The sequence below is a fragment of the Caballeronia sp. LZ001 genome (assembly GCF_031450875.1).
Taxonomy (GTDB): Bacteria; Pseudomonadota; Gammaproteobacteria; order Burkholderiales; family Burkholderiaceae; genus Caballeronia.
Genome location: NZ_JARTVX010000003.1, coordinates 242,544 through 264,531 on the forward strand (window position 1 = coordinate 242,544; position 21,988 = coordinate 264,531).

The following is a 21,988-nucleotide window of genomic DNA, read 5'->3' on the forward strand; positions in this document are numbered from 1 at the left end:
ACCAAATTATGGACAGATATTCACGCGGCTGCGACAAATTGTCAAGATTCATCACGCGCTTAAAAATAGGGATTCGCACCGACGAAAAAAAAGCGGACCTGCGAGGCAGGTCCGCTTTGACGCAGCAATTCGGTTCCTTGGGAAGGACCGATGGGCTTAACGCGCCATCATCAGCATGTGGACGTTATGCATGACCCATACCGTTCCGACGACAACGACGAGTGACATCAGAATCGTATAGGCGAACGACAAGGCGTGCCAGCGCTGCCCCTTCGATGCGTTCACGTGCAGGAAGAAAACCACGTGGACGACCATCTGCACGGCGGCCAGCACTGCAAGCGCCGTGATCGCGCGCTCGCCGCTGAACGTGCCCGACATCACGAGCCAGAACGACGCCAAGGTCAGCACGACCGCCAGCACGAAGCCGATCAGATAGCCACGCACGCTGACATGCGGGATATCGCCGTGTGTTGAATGCGTATGTGCCATTAGACGAGGCTCGCAAGGTAGACGAAGGAGAACACGCAAATCCAGACGATGTCCAGGAAGTGCCAGAAAAGGCTCAGACAGGCGAGCCGGCGCAGTTCGCGTTCGCCCATGCCCGGCTTGGCGATCATCTGCACCGCAAGCACGATCAGCCAGATCATGCCGAGGGTGACGTGCAGACCATGCGTGCCGACGAGCGTGAAGAACGACGACCAGAACGCGCTGCGCTGAGGGCTGGCGCCTTCGGCGATCAGATGCGCGAACTCGTGCAGTTCCAGCCACAGGAAGCCCGCGCCCAGCAGAAACGTGACGATGAGCCACGCGAGCACGGCACCCGTCTTCTTGCGTTGCGCAAAAATCATCGCAAAGCCGAACGTCAGACTGCTCGTGAGCAGCAGCGCGGTTTCGATCGCGACATCGTTGAGATTGAAGAGATCCTTTGCCGTCGGGCCGCCCGCGAACTGATGCCCCATCATCGCGAAGGTCGCGAAAAGGGAGGCGAACAGCACGCAGTCGGTCATCAGGTAGGCCCAGAAGCCGAACACGGAATGCGACGAGTGTTCGTGCTCATGGTCATGCGCGTGATGCGCGGATAGTGTCGATTGCGACATTTACAGCACCTCCAGTTCCAGGTCGCGCGCGACGCCGGTCTTTGCAGGCGACTTCGGCGGACGGTTCCGCTCTTCGGTCGCCTTGACGGTCGCGGCGGGGATCATGTAGCCAGCGTTCGCACGGAAGCTGTAGCCGATGACGGTCGCGGCAATGCCGACCAGACCGACGATAGCCATCCACCAGATATGCCAAATGGCGGCAAAGCCGAGCACCAGCGCGAACACGCCGACGACAAGACCCGCGCTCGTGTTCGACGGCATGTGGATGGCGCGGTACGGTCCCTGATCGGCCATGCTGCGGCCGGTTTCCTTCATGTCGGCGAACTCGTCGAGTTCACGCACGGCTGGAATATGCGCGAAGTTGTAGACCGGCGGCGGCGAGCTGATCGCCCATTCGAGCGTGCGGCCGTTCCACGGGTCGCCCGTGACATCGCGATACGCCGGCTGGTTGCGGCGAATCACGCTGACTACGATCTGCGCGACCTGGAAGGCCACGCCCAACGCGATGATGCCGACGCCCGCAGCCGCGACCATCAGATACGGCTGCCATGCGGGGTTGTCGTAATGGTTGATACGGCGCGTCATGCCCATGAAGCCGAGGATGTAGATGGGCACGAACGCCACGAAGAAGCCCACGAACCAGCAAATGAAGGCGTTGCGGCCGAGCTTTTCGTCCAGCTTGAAGCCGAACACTTTCGGCCACCAGTACTGCACGCCGGCAAAGTAGCCGAACACCACGCCGCCGATGATAGCGTTATGGAAGTGCGCGATCAGGAAGAGGCTGTTGTGCAGCACGAAGTCCGCGCCGGGAATGGCTAGCATGACGCCCGTCATGCCGCCGAGCGTGAACGTGATGATGAAGCCGATGGTCCACAACACCGGCGTCGTGAACTGGATGCGGCCACGGTACATCGTGAACAGCCAGTTGAAGATCTTCACGCCGGTCGGGATGGAGATGATCATCGTCATGATGCCGAAGAAGGCATTGACGTTGGCGCCCGAACCCATGGTGAAGAAGTGGTGCAGCCACACAAGGAACGACAGCACCATGATGCAGCACGTCGCGTAGACCATCGTCTTGTAGCCGAACAGCGGCTTCTTCGAGAACGTCGAGACCACTTCCGAATAAATGCCGAAAGCCGGCAGAATCAGAATGTAGACCTCGGGGTGACCCCAAGCCCAGATCAGGTTCAGATACACCATCGGGTTGCCGCCGCCGTCGTTCGTGAAGAAGTGCATGCCGAGGTAGCGGTCGAGACCGAGCAGCGCGAGCGCGACGGTCAGGATCGGGAACGTCGCCATGATCAGCACGTTCGAGCAGAACGCCGTCCATGTGAACACCGGCAGCTTCATCCACGTCATGCCGGGTGCGCGCATCTTCACGATGGTGACGAAGAAGTTCACGCCCGTCAGCAACGTGCCGACGCCGGAAATCTGCAAGGCCCAGATGTAGTAATCGACCCCGACGCCCGGACTGAATTGCGTCTCGGAGAGCGGCGGATACGCGAGCCAGCCCGTCTTCGAAAACTCGCCGATGAAGAGCGAGAGATTGATCAGGACGGCGGCCACGGCCGTCATCCAGAACGACAGCGAGTTGATGAACGGAAACGCCACGTCGCGCGCGCCGATCTGCAAAGGCACCACGAGGTTGAAGAATGCGACCAGCAGCGCCATGGCCATGAAGAAGATCATGATGGTGCCGTGGGCCGAGAAAATCTGGTCGTAGTGATGCGGCGGGAAGATGCCGGGATTATTCAGCGCGATGGCTTGCTGCACGCGCATCATGATGGCGTCCGCGAAGCCGCGCACCAGCATGAGACCCGCCACGACGAGATACATGACGCCAATGCGCTTGTGATCCGTCGACGTCAGGTACTCGTTCCAGAGCCAGGCCCATTTGCCGAACTTAGTGAGAAGGGCGGCCGCACCGATCACCATGATCGCCATGAGGACCGTCGCCCCCATGATGATGGGTTCGTGGTACGGGATCGCCTCGAGCGTTAATTTGCCAAACATGGCTTACCCCTTGGTTACGCAGTTTTCGCCGTTGACATCGAAACGGCCGTTGTTGTACTTGCCGACGATGTTGTTGAAGAGCTTGGGATCGACGGTGGAGAAGTACTTCACCGGATCTTTCTCGCTCGGTTTCGCGACGCCGGCGTAGACGTCCATGTCCAGACGCGCGGGCGCGGTCTTGACCTTCTTCTGCCATGCATCGAAATCGGCGGAAGACATGGCGAGCGCGCGGAACTTCATGTCGGAGAAGCCCTGGCCGCTGTAGTTCGCGGAGATGCCCGCATAGTCGCCCACGTGATCCGCTTGCAGATGCAGCTTCGTCTGCATGCCGGCCATTGCGTAGATCTGGCCGCCGAGTTGCGGGATGAAGAACGAGTTCATCACCGAATCCGACGTGATGCGGAAGTTCACCGGCGTGCCAACGGGAATGGCCAACTGGTTCACCGACGCAATGCCGAGATCCGGATAGATGAAGAGCCACTTCCAGTCGAGCGCGACGACTTCTACGTTGATCGGCTTGACATCCGATTGAAGCGGCTTGTACGGATCGAGTTCATGCGTGGTTTTCCACGTCAAAATGCCGAGGTACAGGATGATGACAGCGGGAATCGCCCAGACGACGATTTCGATTGCCGTGGAGTGCGTCCATTTGGGCGCGTAGGTAGCGTTCTTATTCGACGCGCGATAGCGCCACGCGAAGAACAGGGTCATCAAAATGACCGGGATGACGACGAGAAGCATGGTGTAAGTCGAAAGAGCGATCAACGAAGCTTCCGCTTTGCCGATGCTGCCCTTCGAGTCCAACACTTCCAGCTTGCATCCCGAGAGACAGAGACTGGCCACCCCCGCTAACAGTGGCGCTGCTAAACGTTTGGTTTTCTCATTCATTGCATTCGCTGGTTTCTTTGATCGAAGCGTTCTGGAAGAACGCCGTGCACGGCGTTGCGCCGCGCCACGATGATGCCATGCAGCATTGAGCACGAAAACGCTAATCTATGGAAAAGCGTTTCATTTGAAGTGCGTGCGACGCTGTGTCACGCGAACGCTTATTACCCGCTCAATTTGTGACGAATTTATATGTTTTGAAGGCTTGATTTTTCGCAAGCGAAGCGCTTGTTTTAGCGGCTTTTATTGTTTTGGATCGGTCTTGTCCAAGGCCTAAGCAAAACGAATTAACCAGACGGTGTGCCATGCTGACAGACAACTGGCAATCGTGTGTCAAATCATGTTGCAAGAGGTGATGGTACCGGTTGGGATGAGTAGAAAAGCGGTCTCGCAAGACGCGCAACCTCGCGCATACCCGATCCAAAGAAAGGCCTCGTGTGACATTCGTCAATATCAGCGCGTGACATGCGATTGTCGAGCGAGAAAGCTGCCCATACCATCGGGTGCAAGCGCAGGTGGAATCGAATCACGCAGCGCATTTCATTCGGGCAGTCCAATCATGAATCGACATCAAGCTGAAATCGGCGCGTCGCGCGCTTCCTCAAATTTGTTTGCACCGTTAGTCATTCGCGGTCGCACGCTCTTGCCTATCGTGCAGGGCGGCATGGGCGTTGGGGTGTCGGCGCATCGGCTGGCGGGCAGCGTCGCGAGAGAGGGCGCGCTCGGCACGATTGCGAGCATCGACCTGCGGCATCATCATGAGGATCTTCTCGCCATGTGCCGCACCGATCCGTCGCGCGATACGCTCGAACGCGTCAACCTCATCGCGCTGGAACGCGAGATTCAGGCCGCGCGTGAACTGTCGCAAGGGCGCGGCATGATCGCGGTCAACGTCATGAAAGCCGTGCGCGCGCACGCCGACTACGTGCGCGTCGCGTGCGAGCAAGGCGCGGGCGCAATCGTCATGGGCGCGGGCTTGCCGCTCGACCTGCCCGATCTCACGCAAGGCCACGACATTGCGCTCATTCCCATACTTTCGGACAGTCGCGGCGTCGCGCTCGTGCTGAAGAAGTGGATGAAGAAAGGCCGCCTGCCCGACGCAATCGTGATCGAACATCCCGCGCATGCGGGCGGACATCTCGGCGTCAACGACGTCGCCGACATGCATAACGAGCGCTTCGGCTTCGAACGTGTACTCGGCGAATTGCAGACCGTGTTCGAATCGCTCGGGCTAAACCGAGGCGACGTGCCGGTGATCGTCGCGGGCGGCATCAACAGTCATGAAGCGGTGAGCAAGTGGCTGGCGGCGGGCGCGAATGGCGTGCAGATCGGAACGCCCTTTGCCGTCACCAAGGAAGGCGACGCGCATCCCGAGTTCAAGCGCGTGCTCACCGAAGCGACGCCGGAAGACATCGTGGAGTTCATCAGCGTGACGGGTTTGCCCGCGCGTGCGGTCAAGACGCCGTGGCTCATGCGCTATTTGCGCAACGAGGAACGCATCCGCATGAAGATCGGCGCGCGCGAGCAGACGTGTCCGTCGGCGCTCGAATGTTTGAGCGCATGCGGTTTGCGTGATGGCATCGAGAAGTTCGGGCACTTCTGTATCGATACCCGGCTCGCGGCGGCTTTGCGTGGCGATGTCAACAACGGCCTCTTCTTCCGTGGACGTGAAACCTTGCCATTCGGTCCGGCCATTCGCAGCGTGCGCGACTTGATCGAGCTTCTTCTGACCGGAGCGACGAAGCCGTTACTGAGCCTCCGATGAATTCCGCCGAAACGATGTTCTTCGCGCCGCGCAACAAAGCTCGGCCCTGCTCCTATTGATGCGCGCGGGGCTTTCGACCTAACCTGCGTGACCATTGCAACAGGAGCATGTCGACCATGGCGAAGCGATTTCCCCTTCACCCCAGCCACCCGGAGCGTAACTGCTGGGGCTGCGACCATTACTGCTCCGAGAAAGCGATGCGCTGCGGCAATGGCTCGAACCGCACGCAGCATCCGGCCGAATTGCTCGGAGAAGACTGGTACGAGTTCAGCGATTGGGATCTCGGCGTGCTCGAAAACGCTACTTCCGTGGCGCCATCCGCCAAGTAACGCGTTCTCGAAATAGATCAATCGACGCGGCGACCAGCGCTTTAGAACTAATCCGAACCTCAGGCGCAGGCTGCATCCCTAGAATTCGGGCATCTCATAAACACAGCGATGCCCGACATGTCCACGAAGCTCGAATTCGAATCTCCCGAAGGCCGTCTTTCCCTGTCTATCGACGATGTCGAATTCATGGCTTACGGTGCCGGTGAACTCGCCATGCGCTCGATGCGCGAGCTCGTCGAACGCATGCGCCGCATGGGGCTTGGCGCAATTGCCGAAGCACATGCACGCGTGCAGGCGCAGAGCAAGGTGACGATCATGGAATTGCGCGAGATGCGCGAGGACGCGGAAGCCATCCTTCTGCTGGGAAGCCAGGGCGAGACGATAGACGACACCATCACGCCGCGGCTCGACGCATTGCGTCAAACGATCGCGCAGACGCAGGTGGACATGCGTGCAAGCGTGGACCGTCTCGCGGCGCTCGCCGTCTCGTGCCACGAAGCGCTGATGCGTATTCCCGGCTATCGTCCGCCCTCGGGACCGCGCGGCTGAGCCGATCTTATCGAAAGTCTGTCGCGGAACTCAACTGCCTGAATACTTCCGCAACAGCGCATTCACGTCGATGCGCTGACCTTGCAGCAGCATGATGCGCGCATGCAGCACGAGGTTTTCGAGCACGAGCAGCGCGGTGGTGAGCATGTAGGTGAGGCTGACATCGCCGGGATTAAGGCCGCTGTCTTGCAGACCGCGATGCCGTTCCAGAAGCGAAGTCAACACGAGACGGCGCAGTTCCGGTTCGCCGAACGGCAGGTCGCCGTAATCGACCGGATCTTCTTGTTCCAGTTCTTCGAGCAGGCCGGCCAATTCGTTGATGGTCACTTCCATGGCTTCTCCGACGTCGACTTGCGTGAGCGGTGAGCTAGCAGTTCCATGGTGCCACGTCCGGCCAGAAAACAAAACAGCCTCGGCGTACACTCGAAACGATCAGTTCCAACGCAACGACGCAGCGCCAGAAAAGGAGCCGAATGGCAAAGCCCGCGCCCGAACCGTGGTATCGGCCGTTACCGGAAGAAACGTGCGCGCTATGCGGGCGACCCGTGCCCGCGTCCGAGCGCGACCTGCATCATCTCGTGCCGAAGTCTCAGGGCGGACGGCAGACGGCGGTGCTGCATCGCATCTGTCATCGGCAACTGCATGCGCTCTTTACCGAGAAGGAACTCGCGCAACGATTCGCCACCATCGACGCGCTCATGCAGGACGAAGCAGTGCGCAGCTTCGTCGACTGGGTGCGCACCAAGCCGAATAGTTTTTATCAGCGCACCCGACGCTCGGCGCGCAAGCGGTGACGCGGACCGCGTCTGCGTCATTGCGCCATCGAGACATCCGCGCGCAGCGCCGACATCCCGAAGCGCTGCATGATGTAACTCTCGACGACCAGTTGCAGGTCGCGCTCGCGCGGCCGCGTGCCCCAGCGGCTGTTCCCCGCCACCGATGCGATGGTGAACCACGAATGCGGCGGAAATAGTTCCACGCGCAATAGCCCGCGCTCCAGTATTCTCAACCGCCCCGTGTCGACGTGAAACTCGGCGCTTATCGTACCGCTCTGCGTGTCGATGCTCGCTGTTACCGCCTTCGAATTCATGGTCTCGCTCTCGTGTGATATCGATTCGATGCCGACGCCCCGACGCCAGCTACTCCGTTGCGTTCGGAAGCGCCCCGAACGTTCCTTGGCTTCCGCGCTTACCCAAACCTTAGATCTGCAACTTTTGCACGCATAGTCCCGCTTGCGCGGGGAGACGGACGTGGGAGGTCCCCATCGGTCGTGCAGAAAGATGCTTATAGGCATACAGTACTGAAGTTGCGATTTGCCGCCGAAACATCGGCGCGATCGGCAAGATCACCGCAACACGTGTGCGACAGCGCGGCGAACGTTCGCTGTCGCACATAAAAAAACGATGCGCGCTCTCGCGCGCACTTCCGTTTCGACCGTGTCCCTGAGGTGTCGCAAGGACGCGGTTCCTGTCATAAGCCTGAAACTCAAGAGGGAAAACAATCATGCGCAAGGCGTATTCCTATGCAGCATCCGCCGCCGACAAACCGCTCGGCCCGCTTGAAATCGAGCGTCGCGATGTCGGCCCGAACGATGTCCGCATCGACGTGCTGTTTTGCGGCGTCTGCCACTCGGACCTGCACATGGCGCGCAACGAGTGGGGCGGCACGAACTATCCGGTCGTGCCGGGCCATGAGATTGTCGGGCGCGTGGCGGAAGTCGGCGCCGAGGTGACGAAGTTCAAGGTGGGCGATCTGGCGGGCGTCGGCTGCATGGTCGATTCTTGCCGCGTGTGCCCGTCTTGCAAGGAAGGCGAGGAGCAGTTCTGCGAGAGCCCGGAAAGCTTCGTGCAGACGTACAACTCGCCCGACAAGAAGTCGGGCGGCGTGACGTACGGCGGCTATTCGACCTCGATGGTCGTCGACGAAGCCTTCACGTTGAAGGTGCCTGACAACCTCGACCCGGCGGCCGTCGCACCTTTGCTGTGTGCGGGCATCACCACGTACTCGCCGTTACGTCACTGGAACGTGCAGCCGGGCGACAAGGTGGGCGTCGTCGGACTGGGCGGCTTGGGCCATATGGGCGTGAAGCTGGCGGCGGCGATGGGCGCGCATGTCGTCTTGTTCACGACATCACCGGGCAAGATCGAGGATGCGAAGCGTCTCGGCGCGAACGAGGTGGTGATCTCGAAAGACCCGGAGCAGATGGCGGCGCACGCCAACAGCTTCGATTTCATTTTGAACACGGTGGCGGCATCGCACGATCTCGACCAGTTCATGGTCTTGCTCAAGCGTGATGGCACGATGACGCTGGTTGGCGTGCCGGAGCATCCGCATCCTTCGCCGGCTGTGTTCAACCTGATCTTCAAGCGCCGGTCGATTGCGGGTTCGCTGATCGGCGGTATTGCGGAGACGCAGGAGATGCTGGATTTCTGCGGCAAGCACGGGATCACGTCCGACATCGAGATGATTCGCATGGATCAGATCAACGACGCTTACGAGCGTATGTTGAAGAGCGATGTGAAGTATCGGTTCGTGGTGGATATGGGGACGTTGGCGCAGTAGGGGAGTTATTTGGTGAGTGAAGGAGAGCCCGCGTGAGCGGGCTTGTTCCGTGGTGTTTAGCGACCTTCGCGAACGCGACGTTCCAGGCGGAATACGCCCGGCGGAACGAAGTACGTGCCAAAGCGCATGAGCCCTGTCTTTTTCAAATGACAGGTCATTTCGAAGCTTACCTGCAAGCCGGGGTCGTCGTTTTGCAAGATGCCGATATCGATAGAGCGAATCCGCGGCTCATACTTCAAAAGCGTTGCTTCCATTTGCTGCTTGAGCGCGTGTGACGAGCCGGGCAACTCCTTATAAACATTGGTCAGATCCGGCAGACCGTAGTCTGGTAGATGCTTCAGTGCGCCCGCACGCGTATTGAGAATACGCCGCACGTTTTGCTGCACGCTCAAGGCTTCGAGCGTGCGGTCGTCGAAATGGTCGATCGACTCCCCGTCAATCTGACCGAGGAGCATGTCGTAGAGCGATGGGCCGGCCGCCATGACGCAGCGCTCAGCCGTGTGCAGCGACAACTTCGCCGCGATCGACGAATTCAATCGTCAGATTGCCTTCTTCCGAACTTGCAAGGCGAACCTCGGCCGGCGTCGTGCCGGTGGCCATGCGTGTCAGAAGTTCGCGCGAAACGGTCGGCAGGATGCGCTGATCGAGGAACGTGTCGACATTGCGCGCGCCGGATTCGCGGGCGAGGCACAGTTCTGCGAGCGAGGCGATGAGCGTGTCGTCGCAAACGAGATTGACGTCATGCTGCTTTTGCAAGCGGTCCGAAATCTTGCCGAGTTTCAGCCGAACGATCTGCGCCAGAGCGTCGGCGGCCAATGGCCGGTAGACGAGCGTCTGGAAGCGCGCGAGCAACGCAGGTTGAAAATGCTTGACGAGCGGCTCGTGGATCGCATCGAGGAGCGCCGCCTGGGCAATGTCCGGATTGTCCGTCGTCACTTCGTCGATCTGCGCGCTGCCAAGATTCGACGTCATCAAAATCACGCAGTTGCGGAAGTCGATTTCGCGACCTTCGCCATCGCGCATGGTGCCGCGGTCGAACACCTGATAGAAGATATCGAGCACGTCGCGATGCGCCTTCTCCACTTCATCGAGCAATACGACGCTATAAGGGCGTTGCCGCACCGCTTCGGTGAGAATACCGCCGCGTCCGTAACCGACGTAACCTGGTGGCGAACCCTTCAGCTGCGAGACCGTGTGCGCCTCCTGATACTCCGACATATTGATCGTCGTAAGGGCGGCCTCGCCGCCAAAGAGGACATCGGCAAGCGCGAGCGCGGTTTCGGTCTTGCCGACACCCGAAGGTCCTGTCAGCAGGAACACGCCGAGCGGCGCGTGCTCGCTCTTGAGTCCCGCCTTCGCCGTGCGCAGGCTTTGCGCGAGTGTGCCGAGCGCGTCGTTTTGCGCAACCACGCGTGCGGCCATGCGCTCCTCCAGCGCGAGCAGGCTCAGAAGTTCGTCTTCGACCAGACTGCCCACCGGCACGCCTGTCCACTCCGCGACGACGCGGGCAATGGCTTGGGCGTCGACATCGGCGAAGATGAGCGGAGTCTTGCCTTGCGCGTCGGCGAGCGCGTGGCGGGCTTGCGACAAGACATCGGCATGCGGCTTAGTGCTGCCGTCGCCCCGCTGTTCCAGCAGACTCTGCACGAGCGTCAGTTCTCGTTCATAACGCGCTTGCAGGTCACTCGCTTCTTGCTTCGCGTGCATGATCGATACATCGAGTGCCGCGCGACGGGCCGCCACGTCGGCAACACCGGCGCGCTCGTCGGCATCGAGCGTCGCGCACTCGAGTTCCAGCGCAGCCACTGCCGCTCGCGCGCGTTGCAGTTCGGCTGGCGGCGAATCGAGTCCCATGCGAACTCGTGCGGCTGCGGTGTCGATGAGATCGACGGCCTTGTCCGGCAACTGCCGCGACGGAATGTAACGGCGCGACAGCTTGACGGCGGCGACGAGTGCCTCGTCGCGAATATGCACGTGGTGATGCCGTGCGTAACGCGTGGCAAGGCCGCGCAACATGAGACATGCGGCATCGTCGCCGGGTTCTTGAACCTTGACGAGCTGGAAGCGCCTTTCGAGCGCTGCATCGCGTTCGAAATACTCCTTGTATTCGGCCCAGGTCGTTGCTGCAATCGTGCGCAGTTCGCCACGCGCGAGCGCCGGCTTGAGCAGGTTCGCGGCGTCCGATCCGCCTGCTGAATTGCCCGCGCCGATCAATGTATGCGCTTCGTCGATGAACAGTAGAACCGGCGTGCTCGATGCGCGCACTTCGTCGATCACGTTCTTCAGACGCTGCTCGAATTCGCCCTTCACGCCAGCGCCCGCCTGCAGCAGGCCGAGGTCGAGCGTGAGAATGCGTACGTCGCGCAGGATTGCGGGCAAGCTGCCGTCGATGACACGCAGGGCCAGCCCTTCGACGATCGCGGTCTTGCCTACGCCCGGATCGCCGACGAGGATCGGGTTGTTCTTGCGACGGCGCACGAGCACGTCGATCATTTGTTGAATCTCGCGATCCCGTCCGAACACGGGGTCGATGTCGCCACGGCGGGCCTTTTCTGTCAGATCGATAGCAAAGCGCGCAAGGGCTTCGCCTTCGGTCGAGCGTGGCGGCGCGGGTGTAGCAGATGGCGTATTTTCTTCGGATGCCGATGCTGCCTGTTCGCGCGCCTCGTCTTCCGCTTCCGGTTCGTCGACGCGGTTTTCGCACGACAGACGGCCAAGACGCGGCAGCAACCGCTCGATCTGCATGCTGGACAGCGACAGCAGCGGCCAAGCGTCTTTCGTACGCAGCACGTGCGGCGCGTCGATGATCGCCCGCAGCAAGTGCGCCGAGCGAATCTTGCCGTCGATATCCTCGCGTGATGCCAAGGTCCACGCGTCTTGCAGCACGCTCGCGAGCTGAATTGAAATCGAAGGCATGCCCCGCAGATTGCGTGGCAGCCGATCGATGGCCGCGAGTAGTGCGTTCCACACCGCATCGATATCGATATCGTAGTGTTTGAGGATCGCCGGAATGTCCCCGTCATCGGCCTCGATCAGCTTCAAAAGCCAGTGCTCGACCGTGATTTCGTCGGATAGACGCGTTTGGCAAAGGCTCGCGGCCGCTTCAAGCGTACGTGAGCAGTGCGGGTTGAGCCGGCGAAGCAATTGCGTGGAATCTCGGGATGTCATAACGGGAAAGCGAAGAAAACCGAAGGAGGCGAAATATGAAAAATCGCCGGCCCATTCGATATGGACCGGCGACGGACCCGATCAGCGGATCAGATCCGTTTGCAACTCAAGCGCCTGAATTACGAGCGCTCGTTCCACGTGTCAGCGTGAATGATGTTGCCGTCCTTGTACGCCCACGTAATTTTCTCGTAGCGCAGTTCCACCTGTTCGAGGTGGTTGTGCTTTTCGTAGTCGGGAACCTTGATGTCGTGCATCTTCGGTCGCACAGCGACGACCTTGACGTTCTCGAGCTTGGTGTTGAAGTATTCCTTCTCCTTGCCCGCGTCGTCGATCTTGTACCACTTCATCTCGACCGACTTCAGCGTCTGACCGCTCGTCACAGCCTTGTACAGATAAGGCGTCGACGCGTCCGTTTCCTTCGTGAAGGTGATCGGCGCGTGCACGCGCGTGCCGGTCAGCTTGCCGGTGTTGCCGTCGGTCGGAATGTGGATGCCGTGATCGAAAGCGACGACTTCGACGCTGCCTTCACGATCTTGCACGGTAACGGAACCCTTGATGTCGGCGCCACCGTCATCCTTGAGCCACATGTATGCGGGAATTGCCATTTACTGCTCCTTCTTAGTACAACAAAACGTGCCCAGGAAAGCATTCTCCCGGGCCTCAAGATCCCAAGGCCGTAGCCCCGGGGATTCTAAAACCTACTTGTTCGTATCAGGCACAAGCGTAATTTCCACGCGTCGATTCTTCGCACGCCCTTCTGGCGTGTTGTTATCGGCAATTGGGCGCGTGTCGCCGTATCCTTGCGTAGCGAACTGCGTGGCGGAGATACCCGACGCGTCGATTAACCAGTCACGTAACGCCGCTGCACGCGCCATGGAAAGTGTCAGGTTGCTACGCGGATTGCCTGCGTTATCCGTGTGTCCCGCGACCAGAATACGCTTGTCCGGATGCGCCTTGATCATCTCCACGGCGTCGACCAATGCCCGATTCGAACCAGGCTTAAGCATTGCCTTGCCGCTATCGAACAACGACATACTGTCGAGTGTCACGACCGCAGGCGGCGGTTCAGGTGGCTGATATGCGGCGATCGCGGTATTGAGCGAAGGCATGAGCGGCGCACCATGATATTCGCCGAGCGACAGCCGCAATGGGACACCCGAACGCCCGTAACGATCGAGTTCGTCGCGATCGGCGATAAGCGCGTGCAGCGCGTCGCGGCGACCGGCATCGTGCTCGGGCGCGATGCCCGCATAGCGCTCCATATGTCCGCCGATACGTGTCAGCAACGCGGCGTTGTTCCGGCCTGCGCCCCAGAATGCGGTGGCCAGCGCGAGCGCGCACATTGCGCCGACATGCGCGAGTGCTACGTGCCGCGGCGACGCTCTCACGCGCTGCGACATAGCCGCGATCAACGGCTGTGGCAGAGGCCACGGCGCAGGCGAGCCCGCGACGACCGCCGGTATAACGCGCGTCTGCATCTGGACGTCGCGCTCCCACGGTTTATCGGCATTGCTTGCGGGACCGCAGTCGATCCACCCGGCGCCGTGAAGCGCCCACGGGGCTGCCGGCTGACGGGAATCGGCTAGTGTGTCGAAAATCACGCGCTGGGTCCATCCGATAATCGAAGCCAGTCCGGCAACGCTTGCGGCAGCATATGGGTCTGTTGCGTGCCGGCGTGCATCCGTTTCGGAACTCTCGATTACCGCATCGAAGCGCTTCATGTCGGTGAGCGGCGATCCGCTTGAGATCCCGTGCCACTGCGCGGCGGCGAGCGCATCGGTCGGCGCGTTTCTGACCAGCCGTTGATACACGGCGACATAGCCGGGCAACGGTGCACCGATCATGCGAGAGGCATCGGCGACTGCCTGACGGACGATCCGCAGCGACTGTGACAGCGCGTCAGCGTCGGCATGCAGCGCAGGCGCCACGCTTAGCACGACGCCATCAGGTGCGTGACCGTCGCGCCATTGCCGCATGGCGAGCGCGAGGCGCGGCAGATCCTGGATACGATCCGCACGTACCCAGATGGCTCCCTCTCCGACATGAACAAGACGTTCCCTGCTGCTCTCATGATTGAAGATCGATGGCAGGGCGTCACCCGTCACCAGGACGAGCGGCATGCGCGTGCGAAGCCTGACTGGTACCTCCGCCGTGGCGGAGCCGAGCGCCGTCAAAACGTGTTCACTGGCCTGACGCGCTCGTGTCTGTTGATGCGTGCTCAAACCGATGGCGAGTAATGCCGCCAGCACGACGACGGCAGTCAATGACCAGGCGAGCGTCGTCGTCACCGGCATGACGAGCCAAAGCACGGCGAGCATCAGCGCTGCGGCGATACCGACTACTGTGCGAAAGGGATACCCCAGCCGTTGCATTGAATTCACCGCTTGATGCCCGACGGAATCGTGCTAACCAGTTGCGCATCGAGCGCCACGTGCCACGCAAACCAGACAGCCAACGCGACTACGGCGCACAATCCGGCGATACCCCAAGGCGACAGGCGCTGAAACCAGCTACCGAGGCGGCGTCCGCCATGTTCGATAAGAAACACAGGCTGTTGCGACGGGCGCAACTGCTCAACTTGCGCATTGAGGCTAGTAATGAGCGCGTTGCGTTTTGTCTCGTCCTCTAACGCATAACGACCCCGAAAGCCGAGACCAAGGATTGCTGCATAGCATTCAAGCAAGTCGATACTCGGCGCCGCTTCGCGCATGCGAATTGCCATTCGCTCGAATACGTATTCGCCAGCGTTATGGTGCTGTAGACGCTCGACTTGAATGGGTTCCGCGATCCACTTGTTCTTATTCACGGGATCGAGATGACGCAAGGCGGTTTCGTCAAGCAGTGCGCAAAGCGCGACGATTGCGTCGTCGCCTACGTCGTGCGAATACCCATGCTGCGTAAGCGCCGTCTCAAACGCTTCGACAAGTTCCTTGCAACGGTGGCGGAGCAGTTCGAAGTCACTGGCTTTGCCACCGGCCGATAGTGTGGTAACGAGAAGAGCTGACGCGCGTAGCAAGCCTGTCAGACCCGCAGCCGGCTCGATGGTCGGCTTCGTCGACCGAAGCAACGTGTCGCCGCGCGCCGGCGAAAAAGTAAGCGTCGTCATGCGCGTAGCACCGCGTAGAGTTCAAGCGCCGCATCCGGCACGGATGAGGGCAAGTAGATCTGGCACGCGCGGGCAGCCAGCAATCGGGCGTGCGCGGGGCTCGCGGCGTCCAGCGCGAAATAGTGATTGTCGAGACGGACCGGAATAGCCGACGGCACCCGTTGCACAGGCTTGAGTGCGATGCCCGCAAGCGCGGAATTGACGATGTGTTCGACATCGTCGGGCGCGCCGATCTTGCACAAGCGCGGGATGCGTTCGACGAGTTCGAACGCCGGGAGTGATGAGTTCACGGACAGATACCAGTCCGCTGCATCCGACGCGATACGTTCGTCCATAATCTTGCCTGACCATGTCGTCGCATTGTCACGAGACAGCCCGATCGACACCACGCGCGACGGGATGATTGCATCGAGCAATTGGCGAATCAACGCTTCCAGCTCCGTGAAGACTTCATCGGCGCGTGCGTGATCGTAGAGAGGGATGTCGGTAAGCTGAGATCCGGTCGAAAACGTCATCAGCGCGCTCGCTAGTTCGGCGATGATCGCGTACAGCCGCTCAGGAGGCTGATTTGGATTCGATGCAAGAAAGCGCAGCTTCGGCCACGCTGCATGTATGCAATGCAGCAGCCAGAACAGCTGTACGTCGGCCACGCCGTATTCCGTCACCTGATCGACCCGCTCACTACGACGCGCACCGAGCGCGAGACTTTTTGCCAGCAGAATGTCGGTCAGGCGATTGATGCGCTCCATGTGCAGAGCATGAGCGCCCAACGTCAGACACGGTGGCACGTATTGCGAGACTAGCTGAAACTGTCCGCTGGTTGAACGCGACAGGCGTGCGATGGCGCATACCGTGTCGTCGGCGTGTGGTTCGAAGTCGAACAGCAGCCTAAGGGCATGGCGTTCGGCCGCGATCTCCGCTTCATCCGAGCCATTGAGATCGACGACTTTCACGAACTCACGATAGGAGCGGCGCGGACGAGTCAACGCTGTCTCATCCATGCGGCAGTTGCTGCCGTTTGCATCGGGAAGCGCGAGCGCGGCTAGCACAGTAACGCTTTGCCGATTAGCACCGACGCCTTCGAGCAGATCGCGCGCCGGAGGCAGCGCCTGAGCAAGCGTCGTGTCGATGGGAGTGCCATCCGGAAAACGCAACTTGAGTCGAGTCAGTTTGAATCGCCCGGACGCGAGCGCGTCTTCATCTACCTCGACGGCCAGGGTGCCCCATGGTTGAGCCAGCGCGGCCGTCGCGACTTGCCTCAAGGCGAACTCGTTCCAACGGTCCTGTTGCTGAAAATGCTGTTGCGTGAGGATCAGGCCTTCATGCCAAAGCGGTTTTTCGATCCGCATGTCTTTCTTCTCTAGCTATTGTTGCCATCAGTTGAGAATTCTATCTCTCACCACTTAGTTCGTATAGCTGATAACTAAAACGAAGCGAAGAATCATATCTGCTAACGAGGACATTCTGTGTACCGTTTCGCCGGAGACGCGAAACATTTATTTCGAGATATGAAGCGCGTCCAGTGCGCGACGTGGAAATTGTCAAATGGTGTTGCATTTGAGTTGAGGGACCGACGAATCTCAGCTTCCGTCGATTTACACGAGTAGTACTAAGTCTTTGAAGGGACAAAGATTAAGGCCTTGCATAAACCTTCGTTGCCTAACTATTAGTCACGCCGTACGATCATTGGCAGTTGATGTGGAACCTGTTCTAATAGTGCCCCAATGAAAATCACAATCAAGTGAACAGATCCATGAGCGTGCTCGAGAGTCGCGCCTTCAAGTAGTGCGGCTCGTTGTCGCAACGAATCTTCTTCGAGAGGTTCCTGCGTGTTCGCAGATCGAGTGGCGCTTATGGCTAATCAATAAGGACTATTTATGGACAGCTTCCAGCGCGAAATCCCGAAGAGCCGGGTTTCGATTACCCTCGACCTGCATACCGGCGGCGCGCAAAAGAAAATTGAGTTGCCGCTGAAGCTACTCGTTGCAGGCGATTTCAGCGCGGGACGAGAGCAAGCGCCGCTCGCCGAACGAAAGAAAGTCAACATCGACAAGAACAACTTCGACGCGGTGCTTGCTGATTACGCGCCAGACCTCAAGTTCGGTGCGGACAATACGCTCGCGAACGACGGCTCTGAGTTGCCGGTGAACCTGTCGTTCCGTTCGATGAAGGACTTCGAGCCGGAACAGGTGGCGCGTCAGATTCCGGAACTTCAGGCACTTCTGGCCGTGCGCAATCTGCTGCGCGATCTGAAGTCGAATTTGTTGGACAACAGCACCTTCCGCCGCGAGTTCGAAAAGATTCTGAAGAACAAGGAAATGTCGGACAAGCTGCGCGGCGAGCTATCGCAAATCGCCACGGCTGCCACGCAGCCCGAAGGCAACGCTTAACGCGCCCTCGACACCTCTCGAAAAGCACCGTAGACAGGACAAGAAAATGAGCAAGAATCCCGCACGCCAGAGCGCCGCGGCAGAGACCGTCGTGCTTGACGCACCTCGTGATGCGCAAGGCGAGAGCGTCTATGCATCGCTTTGCGACAAGATCAATCTTACGCCGGTTGCGCAGGCTCGGCCGCTGGAAGCGTTTCGTGACAACGACACATTGTCGGAAGCGTCTGCCGACGAACGTCTCGCACGCGGCATGGGCGCGTTCCTCGAACTCGTGGCGCAAAGTAGCAAGCCGGTGGATCGCCTGGACAAGTCGCTGCTAGATTTCTTCATCGGTCAGCTCGACCGTCAGATCAGCAAGCAGCTCGACGCAGTGATGCACAACCCCGAGTTCCAGGCGCTCGAAGGCCGCTGGCGCGGTCTGAAGATGCTCGTGAGCCGAACGGACTTTCGGAAGAATGCCCGTATCGAGGTGCTGGACGTGTCGAAGGACGCGCTTAGCCGCGACTTCGAGGACGCGCCGGAGCTGATCCAGAGCGGCCTGTATCGACTGACGTACATCGAAGAATACGACACGCCGGGTGGCCAGCCTATCAGCGCGATGGTCAGCGACTTCGAATTCGCCAACTCGCCGGTGGACGTTGCGCTTCTGCGCAATATCTCGAAGGTCGCGGCAGCGGCTCATATGCCTTTCATCGGCTCGGTTGGCGCGCAGTTCTTCGGCAAGAAGTCGATGGAAGAAGTCGCGGCTATCCAGGACATCGGAAACTTCTTTGATCGCGCTGAATACGTGAAATGGAAGAGCTTCCGCGACACCGATGACTCGCGCTATGTGGGTCTGGTCATGCCGCGCGTGCTTGGCCGTTTGCCGTACGGCAAGGACACCACGCCCGTCCGCGCATTCAACTATGAAGAGCAGGTCAAGGGTCCTGATCATGACCGTTATCTGTGGGTGAATGCGTCGTTTGCGTTTGCGGCGAACATGACGCGTAGCTTCGTGAACAACGGTTGGTGTGTGCAGATTCGTGGTCCGCAAGCTGGCGGAAAGGTGGAAGATCTGCCGGTTCATCTGTATGACCTTGGCACCGGTGTGCAGCCGAAGATTCCGACCGAAGTGCTGATTCCCGAAACGCGCGAATTCGAATTTGCCAACCTCGGGTTCATTCCCTTGTCGTTCTATAAGAACCACGACTCTGCGTGCTTCTTCTCGGCTAACTCGGCACAGAAGCCGGCGCTGTACGAAACAAAGGAAGCCACCGCGAATAGTCGCATTAACTCGCGTCTGCCATACATCTTCCTGCTCTCGCGGATTGCGCATTATCTGAAGCTGATTCAGCGCGAAAACATCGGTACGACCAAGGATCGTCGTCTTCTTGAGCTCGAGCTGAACAACTGGATCAAGAGTCTCGTCACCGAAATGAAGGACCCCGGCGACGAGTTGCAAGCGTCGCATCCGTTGCGCGAGGCGAAGGTGATGGTCGAGGATATCGAAGACAATCCCGGCTTCTTCCGCATCAAGCTCTTTATCGTGCCGCACTTCCAGGTGGAGGGCATGGATATTGGGTTGTCGCTGGTTTCGCAGATGCCTAAGGCGAAGAGTTGATTTGACGTGCTTACGCGGTAGTTTTTAGCGTGAATTGCCGAGGCGGTTTTGATTTTAATTGCCTCGGCGTCGTTTAACGACGTGGCGTTCGTTCCGTAGAGGTTTAAGAATGTCGATGGTCTTGCCGTCTCAGGCGTACGTGTTGACGATAGCGCCGCACCCTGCGCCGATTTCCGTCCTTAAATTTAGCGCTCAAAGCGCTATCAGCGAGCTATACCGCTGCCAGATTGAATTCACGAGTCCTTCGGCCGAAATACGGATGAATCAAGTCGTGGGGCGACCTGCCCGATTCTCGATCGAACCGATCGATCCGGATATGGCGCGCCTTCAGCGAATGTTCGGCGACCGTGCGAAGGAATTCAGCACCATGGCGCCGGCCTATACGACGCACGGCATTATCACGCGCTTTGAACAGCTTGGCACATCGGCGGATGAAACGCGCTATCGCGTCGTACTTGAACCGAAGATTTCGGACCTTGCTCGCGGGCTTAAGAGTCGGCTCTTTCAGAAGCAGTCCGTCGTGGAAGTCATAACGGATACCCTTCGCCATTATGGCTACCGTCTGGGTGTCGACTTCGATTTTTTCAGGCTACGCAGTACGTACAAGCGTCACGAATACATCACGCAGTATTACGAGACAACTTTTGCGTTCATTCAGCGCCTCTGTGCGGAAGCCGGAATGTGGTTTCGTTTTGAACAAAAACGGGATAGGTCGGTCATCATCTTCGGCGACGATCTGGACGCCTATGCGCGCAAGCAGCGCGTCGTTCCATACCGGACGCATGCGGGGCTGGAGAGCGCGGGTTCCGAATCCATCCGCACGCTCAGGCTCATCACGCAGCGAGTTCCGGAAGCGGTGCAGCTTAACGATTACAACCATCGTCAGGCGGATGTGAATCTGCTGATTCAAGAGAACGCCGCGCGCGGTGACGAGACGACGAACGCGGTGGACAGTCGTTGGGGCGAGCATTACGAGACGCTGGATGAGGGGCAGCAGATTGCGAAACTGCGACACGAGGCGCATCTTGCCACGCAGGTCAGCTATCGAGGGAGGGGAAATCCGTTTTCTCTCGAAGTAGGCGAGGTAATGCGGCTCGACGTAAATCCCCAAGATGCGCAACACGGTTTGTTTATTACGTCGGTGCGTTGTGGCGGTGGTCGCGGTGCGTCGTACTGGAATGCATTCACGGCGATTCCGTCGGATCGAGTTTGGCGAACGAGTGTCGACTCCGTCAAGAGACCGAAGATCGAGGGCATTCTTCCAGCCCGAGTCGATTCCCCGGGAAAATATAAATATGCGTATCTGACAGAGAAGGGCGAGTACGTCGTCAAGATGCCGTTCGACTTGGATGCATGGAGTCCAGGCGGAGCGAGCAGGCCGGTGCGCATGGCCAAGCCATATAGCGGTGGAGATTACGGTCATCACTTTCCGTTGATCGACGGGACAGAAATAGCGCTGGATTTCACTGCTGGCGATCCGAATCGGCCGGTCATCATTGGCGCGATGCACGACAGCCTGCATCCTGACTTAGTCAATAACCTCAATCACACGCGCAACTTGATTCGCACGGCAGCGAACAATGAAATGCGCATGGAGGATCGCGAGGGTATCGAACATATCCACTTGACCACGCCGCTTCAGACTTCCGAGCTGAATCTGGGGCATATGGTCGATCAGGATCGCAAGGAGCGAGGTAAAGGTGCGGAGGTGCGCACGGATGAGCATGTGGCCATAAGAGGCGGGAAGGGCGTCTTGTTGTCCGCAGAGGCTCAGCCCAATGCGACGGGTCAGCAGCTAGCCATGCAGGATGCTGACACTACTCTGGACCAAGCGAAGACTCTCTTGCGCTCGCTCAACGATTCGGCCGCAGCGGCTAAGGCGTGGCTCGCCGAAGTCGATCAGCAGCGCACGCTCGTCGAAGAGAAGCTGACGAAGCTAGGGAAACCAGTGCTCGTTGCGACCGCGCCGGACGGGCTTGGCATTGCGAGCGGACAGCAATTGCAGGTCGCATCGCGCAAACAAATGTTTGTGACATCGGGCGAAGGGATCGACTTTGGCGCGCTGAAGCGGATCACAGCATCGGCTGGAGAGGCGATCTCGCTTTTTGCGGCAAAACTTGGCATTCGCTTCTTCGCTGCGAGCGGCAAGGTGCAGATTCAGGCACAGGGTGACGCGATGGAATTGCTCGCGTTGAAAGGAATGTTAATCAGTTCGTCGGATGCAGATGTGACTATCACCGGAAAGAGAGGCGTGACCATTGGTGATGGCTCCGGTGCTTATATCAAGCTGTCTGGTGGAAAGATCACATTGGGCAGTCCTTCTGGCGAGATCGAGTTGAAAGGGAATCTTCTCGTTGGCGACGCTGACGGGGGAAGCTTCACTTTTCCGGCGTGGTCTGGCACGCCTGTGCAAGACGTTAAGAACCCGATCTCTTTCGGCTTTTCTGAGTAAGCATCGATATGGCAAATTCATCAAGAGCGGCACAACCGGCCTCTGCGCCTGCGCCTGCGTCCGCACCTG

Annotated in this window: 20 protein-coding genes; 8 read left to right on the plus strand and 12 right to left on the minus strand. The window is 59.3% G+C overall.

Translation table 11 applies throughout. From position 1 onward, the window contains the following. Nucleotides 1–156 precede the first annotated feature (156 nt). Genes cyoD through cyoA form a run of 4 tightly spaced genes read right to left on the minus strand, consistent with a single transcriptional unit; the run spans nt 157 to nt 4,001 of the window. Nucleotides 157–489, minus strand: coding sequence for a cytochrome o ubiquinol oxidase subunit IV (cyoD, locus tag P9292_RS05565; protein ID WP_250510824.1), 333 nt, complete (start codon nt 487–489; stop codon nt 157–159). Continuing rightward, the gene (cyoC, locus tag P9292_RS05570; RefSeq protein ID WP_244829916.1) at nt 489–1,097 is read right to left on the minus strand and encodes a cytochrome o ubiquinol oxidase subunit III; all 609 of its coding nucleotides are present in this window, start codon (nt 1,095–1,097) and stop codon (nt 489–491) included. The genes cyoD and cyoC overlap by 1 nt, the downstream gene beginning before the upstream one ends. Continuing rightward, nucleotides 1,098–3,113, minus strand: coding sequence for a cytochrome o ubiquinol oxidase subunit I (cyoB, locus tag P9292_RS05575; protein WP_250510822.1), 2,016 nt, complete (start codon nt 3,111–3,113; stop codon nt 1,098–1,100). It abuts the gene before it with no gap. A 3-nt stretch (nt 3,114–3,116) separates the two neighbouring features. Continuing rightward, nucleotides 3,117–4,001 carry a ubiquinol oxidase subunit II gene (gene cyoA / locus P9292_RS05580; RefSeq protein WP_244829918.1) on the minus strand — a complete coding sequence of 295 codons (885 nt, stop codon included), beginning with the start codon at nt 3,999–4,001 and terminating at the stop codon, nt 3,117–3,119. Between the two features lie 556 nt (nt 4,002–4,557). Between cyoA and P9292_RS05585 the strand changes: the two genes are divergently transcribed. The 3 genes from P9292_RS05585 (at nt 4,558) to P9292_RS05595 (ending at nt 6,641) form a co-directional block, all read left to right on the plus strand. Continuing rightward, nucleotides 4,558–5,763: a nitronate monooxygenase family protein gene (locus tag P9292_RS05585; protein WP_309958287.1), complete on the plus strand. Its 1,206-nt coding sequence runs from the start codon at nt 4,558–4,560 to the stop codon at nt 5,761–5,763. Between the two features lie 116 nt (nt 5,764–5,879). Next, nucleotides 5,880–6,092 carry a DUF3079 domain-containing protein gene (locus P9292_RS05590; protein ID WP_309958288.1) on the plus strand — a complete coding sequence of 71 codons (213 nt, stop codon included), beginning with the start codon at nt 5,880–5,882 and terminating at the stop codon, nt 6,090–6,092. A 117-nt stretch (nt 6,093–6,209) separates the two neighbouring features. Beyond that, nucleotides 6,210–6,641, plus strand: a complete 432-nt coding sequence (locus P9292_RS05595; protein WP_244829921.1) for a hypothetical protein — start codon at nt 6,210–6,212, stop codon at nt 6,639–6,641. A gap of 30 nt (nt 6,642–6,671) precedes the next feature. Here P9292_RS05595 and P9292_RS05600 read toward each other — a convergent pair whose 3' ends face one another. Continuing rightward, nucleotides 6,672–6,974 carry a hypothetical protein gene (locus P9292_RS05600; protein ID WP_244829922.1) on the minus strand — a complete coding sequence of 101 codons (303 nt, stop codon included), beginning with the start codon at nt 6,972–6,974 and terminating at the stop codon, nt 6,672–6,674. Nucleotides 6,975–7,114: 140 nt separating this feature from the next. Here P9292_RS05600 and P9292_RS05605 point away from each other — a divergent pair, with 140 nt between their 5' ends. Further along, nucleotides 7,115–7,435, plus strand: a complete 321-nt coding sequence (locus tag P9292_RS05605; RefSeq protein ID WP_244829923.1) for an HNH endonuclease — start codon at nt 7,115–7,117, stop codon at nt 7,433–7,435. A 17-nt stretch (nt 7,436–7,452) separates the two neighbouring features. Here P9292_RS05605 and P9292_RS05610 read toward each other — a convergent pair whose 3' ends face one another. Further along, nucleotides 7,453–7,731, minus strand: a complete 279-nt coding sequence (locus P9292_RS05610; RefSeq protein ID WP_244829924.1) for a hypothetical protein — start codon at nt 7,729–7,731, stop codon at nt 7,453–7,455. A 413-nt stretch (nt 7,732–8,144) separates the two neighbouring features. Between P9292_RS05610 and P9292_RS05615 the strand changes: the two genes are divergently transcribed. After that, the gene (locus tag P9292_RS05615; protein WP_244829925.1) at nt 8,145–9,203 is read left to right on the plus strand and encodes an NAD(P)-dependent alcohol dehydrogenase; all 1,059 of its coding nucleotides are present in this window, start codon (nt 8,145–8,147) and stop codon (nt 9,201–9,203) included. Nucleotides 9,204–9,259: 56 nt separating this feature from the next. Here the strand turns inward: P9292_RS05615 and tssE are convergent, their stop codons facing one another. The 6 genes from tssE to tssK all read right to left on the minus strand — a co-directional run bounded on the left by tssE (nt 9,260) and on the right by tssK (nt 16,826). Continuing rightward, a complete protein-coding gene (tssE, locus tag P9292_RS05620) occupies nt 9,260–9,685 on the minus strand; it encodes a type VI secretion system baseplate subunit TssE (protein WP_309958740.1) in 426 nt (141 codons plus the stop codon). 10 nt (nt 9,686–9,695) lie between these two features. Then, nucleotides 9,696–12,371, minus strand: a complete 2,676-nt coding sequence (tssH, locus tag P9292_RS05625) for a type VI secretion system ATPase TssH (protein ID WP_309958289.1) — start codon at nt 12,369–12,371, stop codon at nt 9,696–9,698. A gap of 119 nt (nt 12,372–12,490) precedes the next feature. Further along, entirely contained in the window at nt 12,491–12,976 is a 486-nt protein-coding gene (locus P9292_RS05630) for an Hcp family type VI secretion system effector (RefSeq protein ID WP_244829927.1), read from the minus strand. Nucleotides 12,977–13,069: 93 nt separating this feature from the next. Then, the gene (locus tag P9292_RS05635; RefSeq protein ID WP_309958741.1) at nt 13,070–14,743 is read right to left on the minus strand and encodes an OmpA family protein; all 1,674 of its coding nucleotides are present in this window, start codon (nt 14,741–14,743) and stop codon (nt 13,070–13,072) included. 5 nt (nt 14,744–14,748) lie between these two features. Further along, nucleotides 14,749–15,477: a DotU/TssL family secretion system protein gene (locus P9292_RS05640; RefSeq protein WP_309958290.1), complete on the minus strand. Its 729-nt coding sequence runs from the start codon at nt 15,475–15,477 to the stop codon at nt 14,749–14,751. After that, nucleotides 15,474–16,826 (minus strand): type VI secretion system baseplate subunit TssK, encoded by a 1,353-nt coding sequence (gene tssK, locus P9292_RS05645; RefSeq protein ID WP_250468806.1) that lies wholly within the window; start codon nt 16,824–16,826, stop codon nt 15,474–15,476. The genes P9292_RS05640 and tssK overlap by 4 nt, the downstream gene beginning before the upstream one ends. A gap of 528 nt (nt 16,827–17,354) precedes the next feature. Here tssK and tssB point away from each other — a divergent pair. The 3 genes from tssB (at nt 17,355) to P9292_RS05660 (ending at nt 21,919) form a co-directional block, all read left to right on the plus strand. Continuing rightward, a complete protein-coding gene (gene tssB, locus P9292_RS05650; RefSeq protein ID WP_244829930.1) occupies nt 17,355–17,867 on the plus strand; it encodes a type VI secretion system contractile sheath small subunit in 513 nt (170 codons plus the stop codon). Nucleotides 17,868–17,913: 46 nt separating this feature from the next. After that, nucleotides 17,914–19,467, plus strand: coding sequence for a type VI secretion system contractile sheath large subunit (tssC, locus tag P9292_RS05655; protein WP_309958291.1), 1,554 nt, complete (start codon nt 17,914–17,916; stop codon nt 19,465–19,467). 109 nt (nt 19,468–19,576) lie between these two features. Further along, nucleotides 19,577–21,919, plus strand: a complete 2,343-nt coding sequence (locus P9292_RS05660; RefSeq protein ID WP_309958292.1) for a type VI secretion system tip protein VgrG — start codon at nt 19,577–19,579, stop codon at nt 21,917–21,919. Nucleotides 21,920–21,988 lie beyond the last annotated feature (69 nt).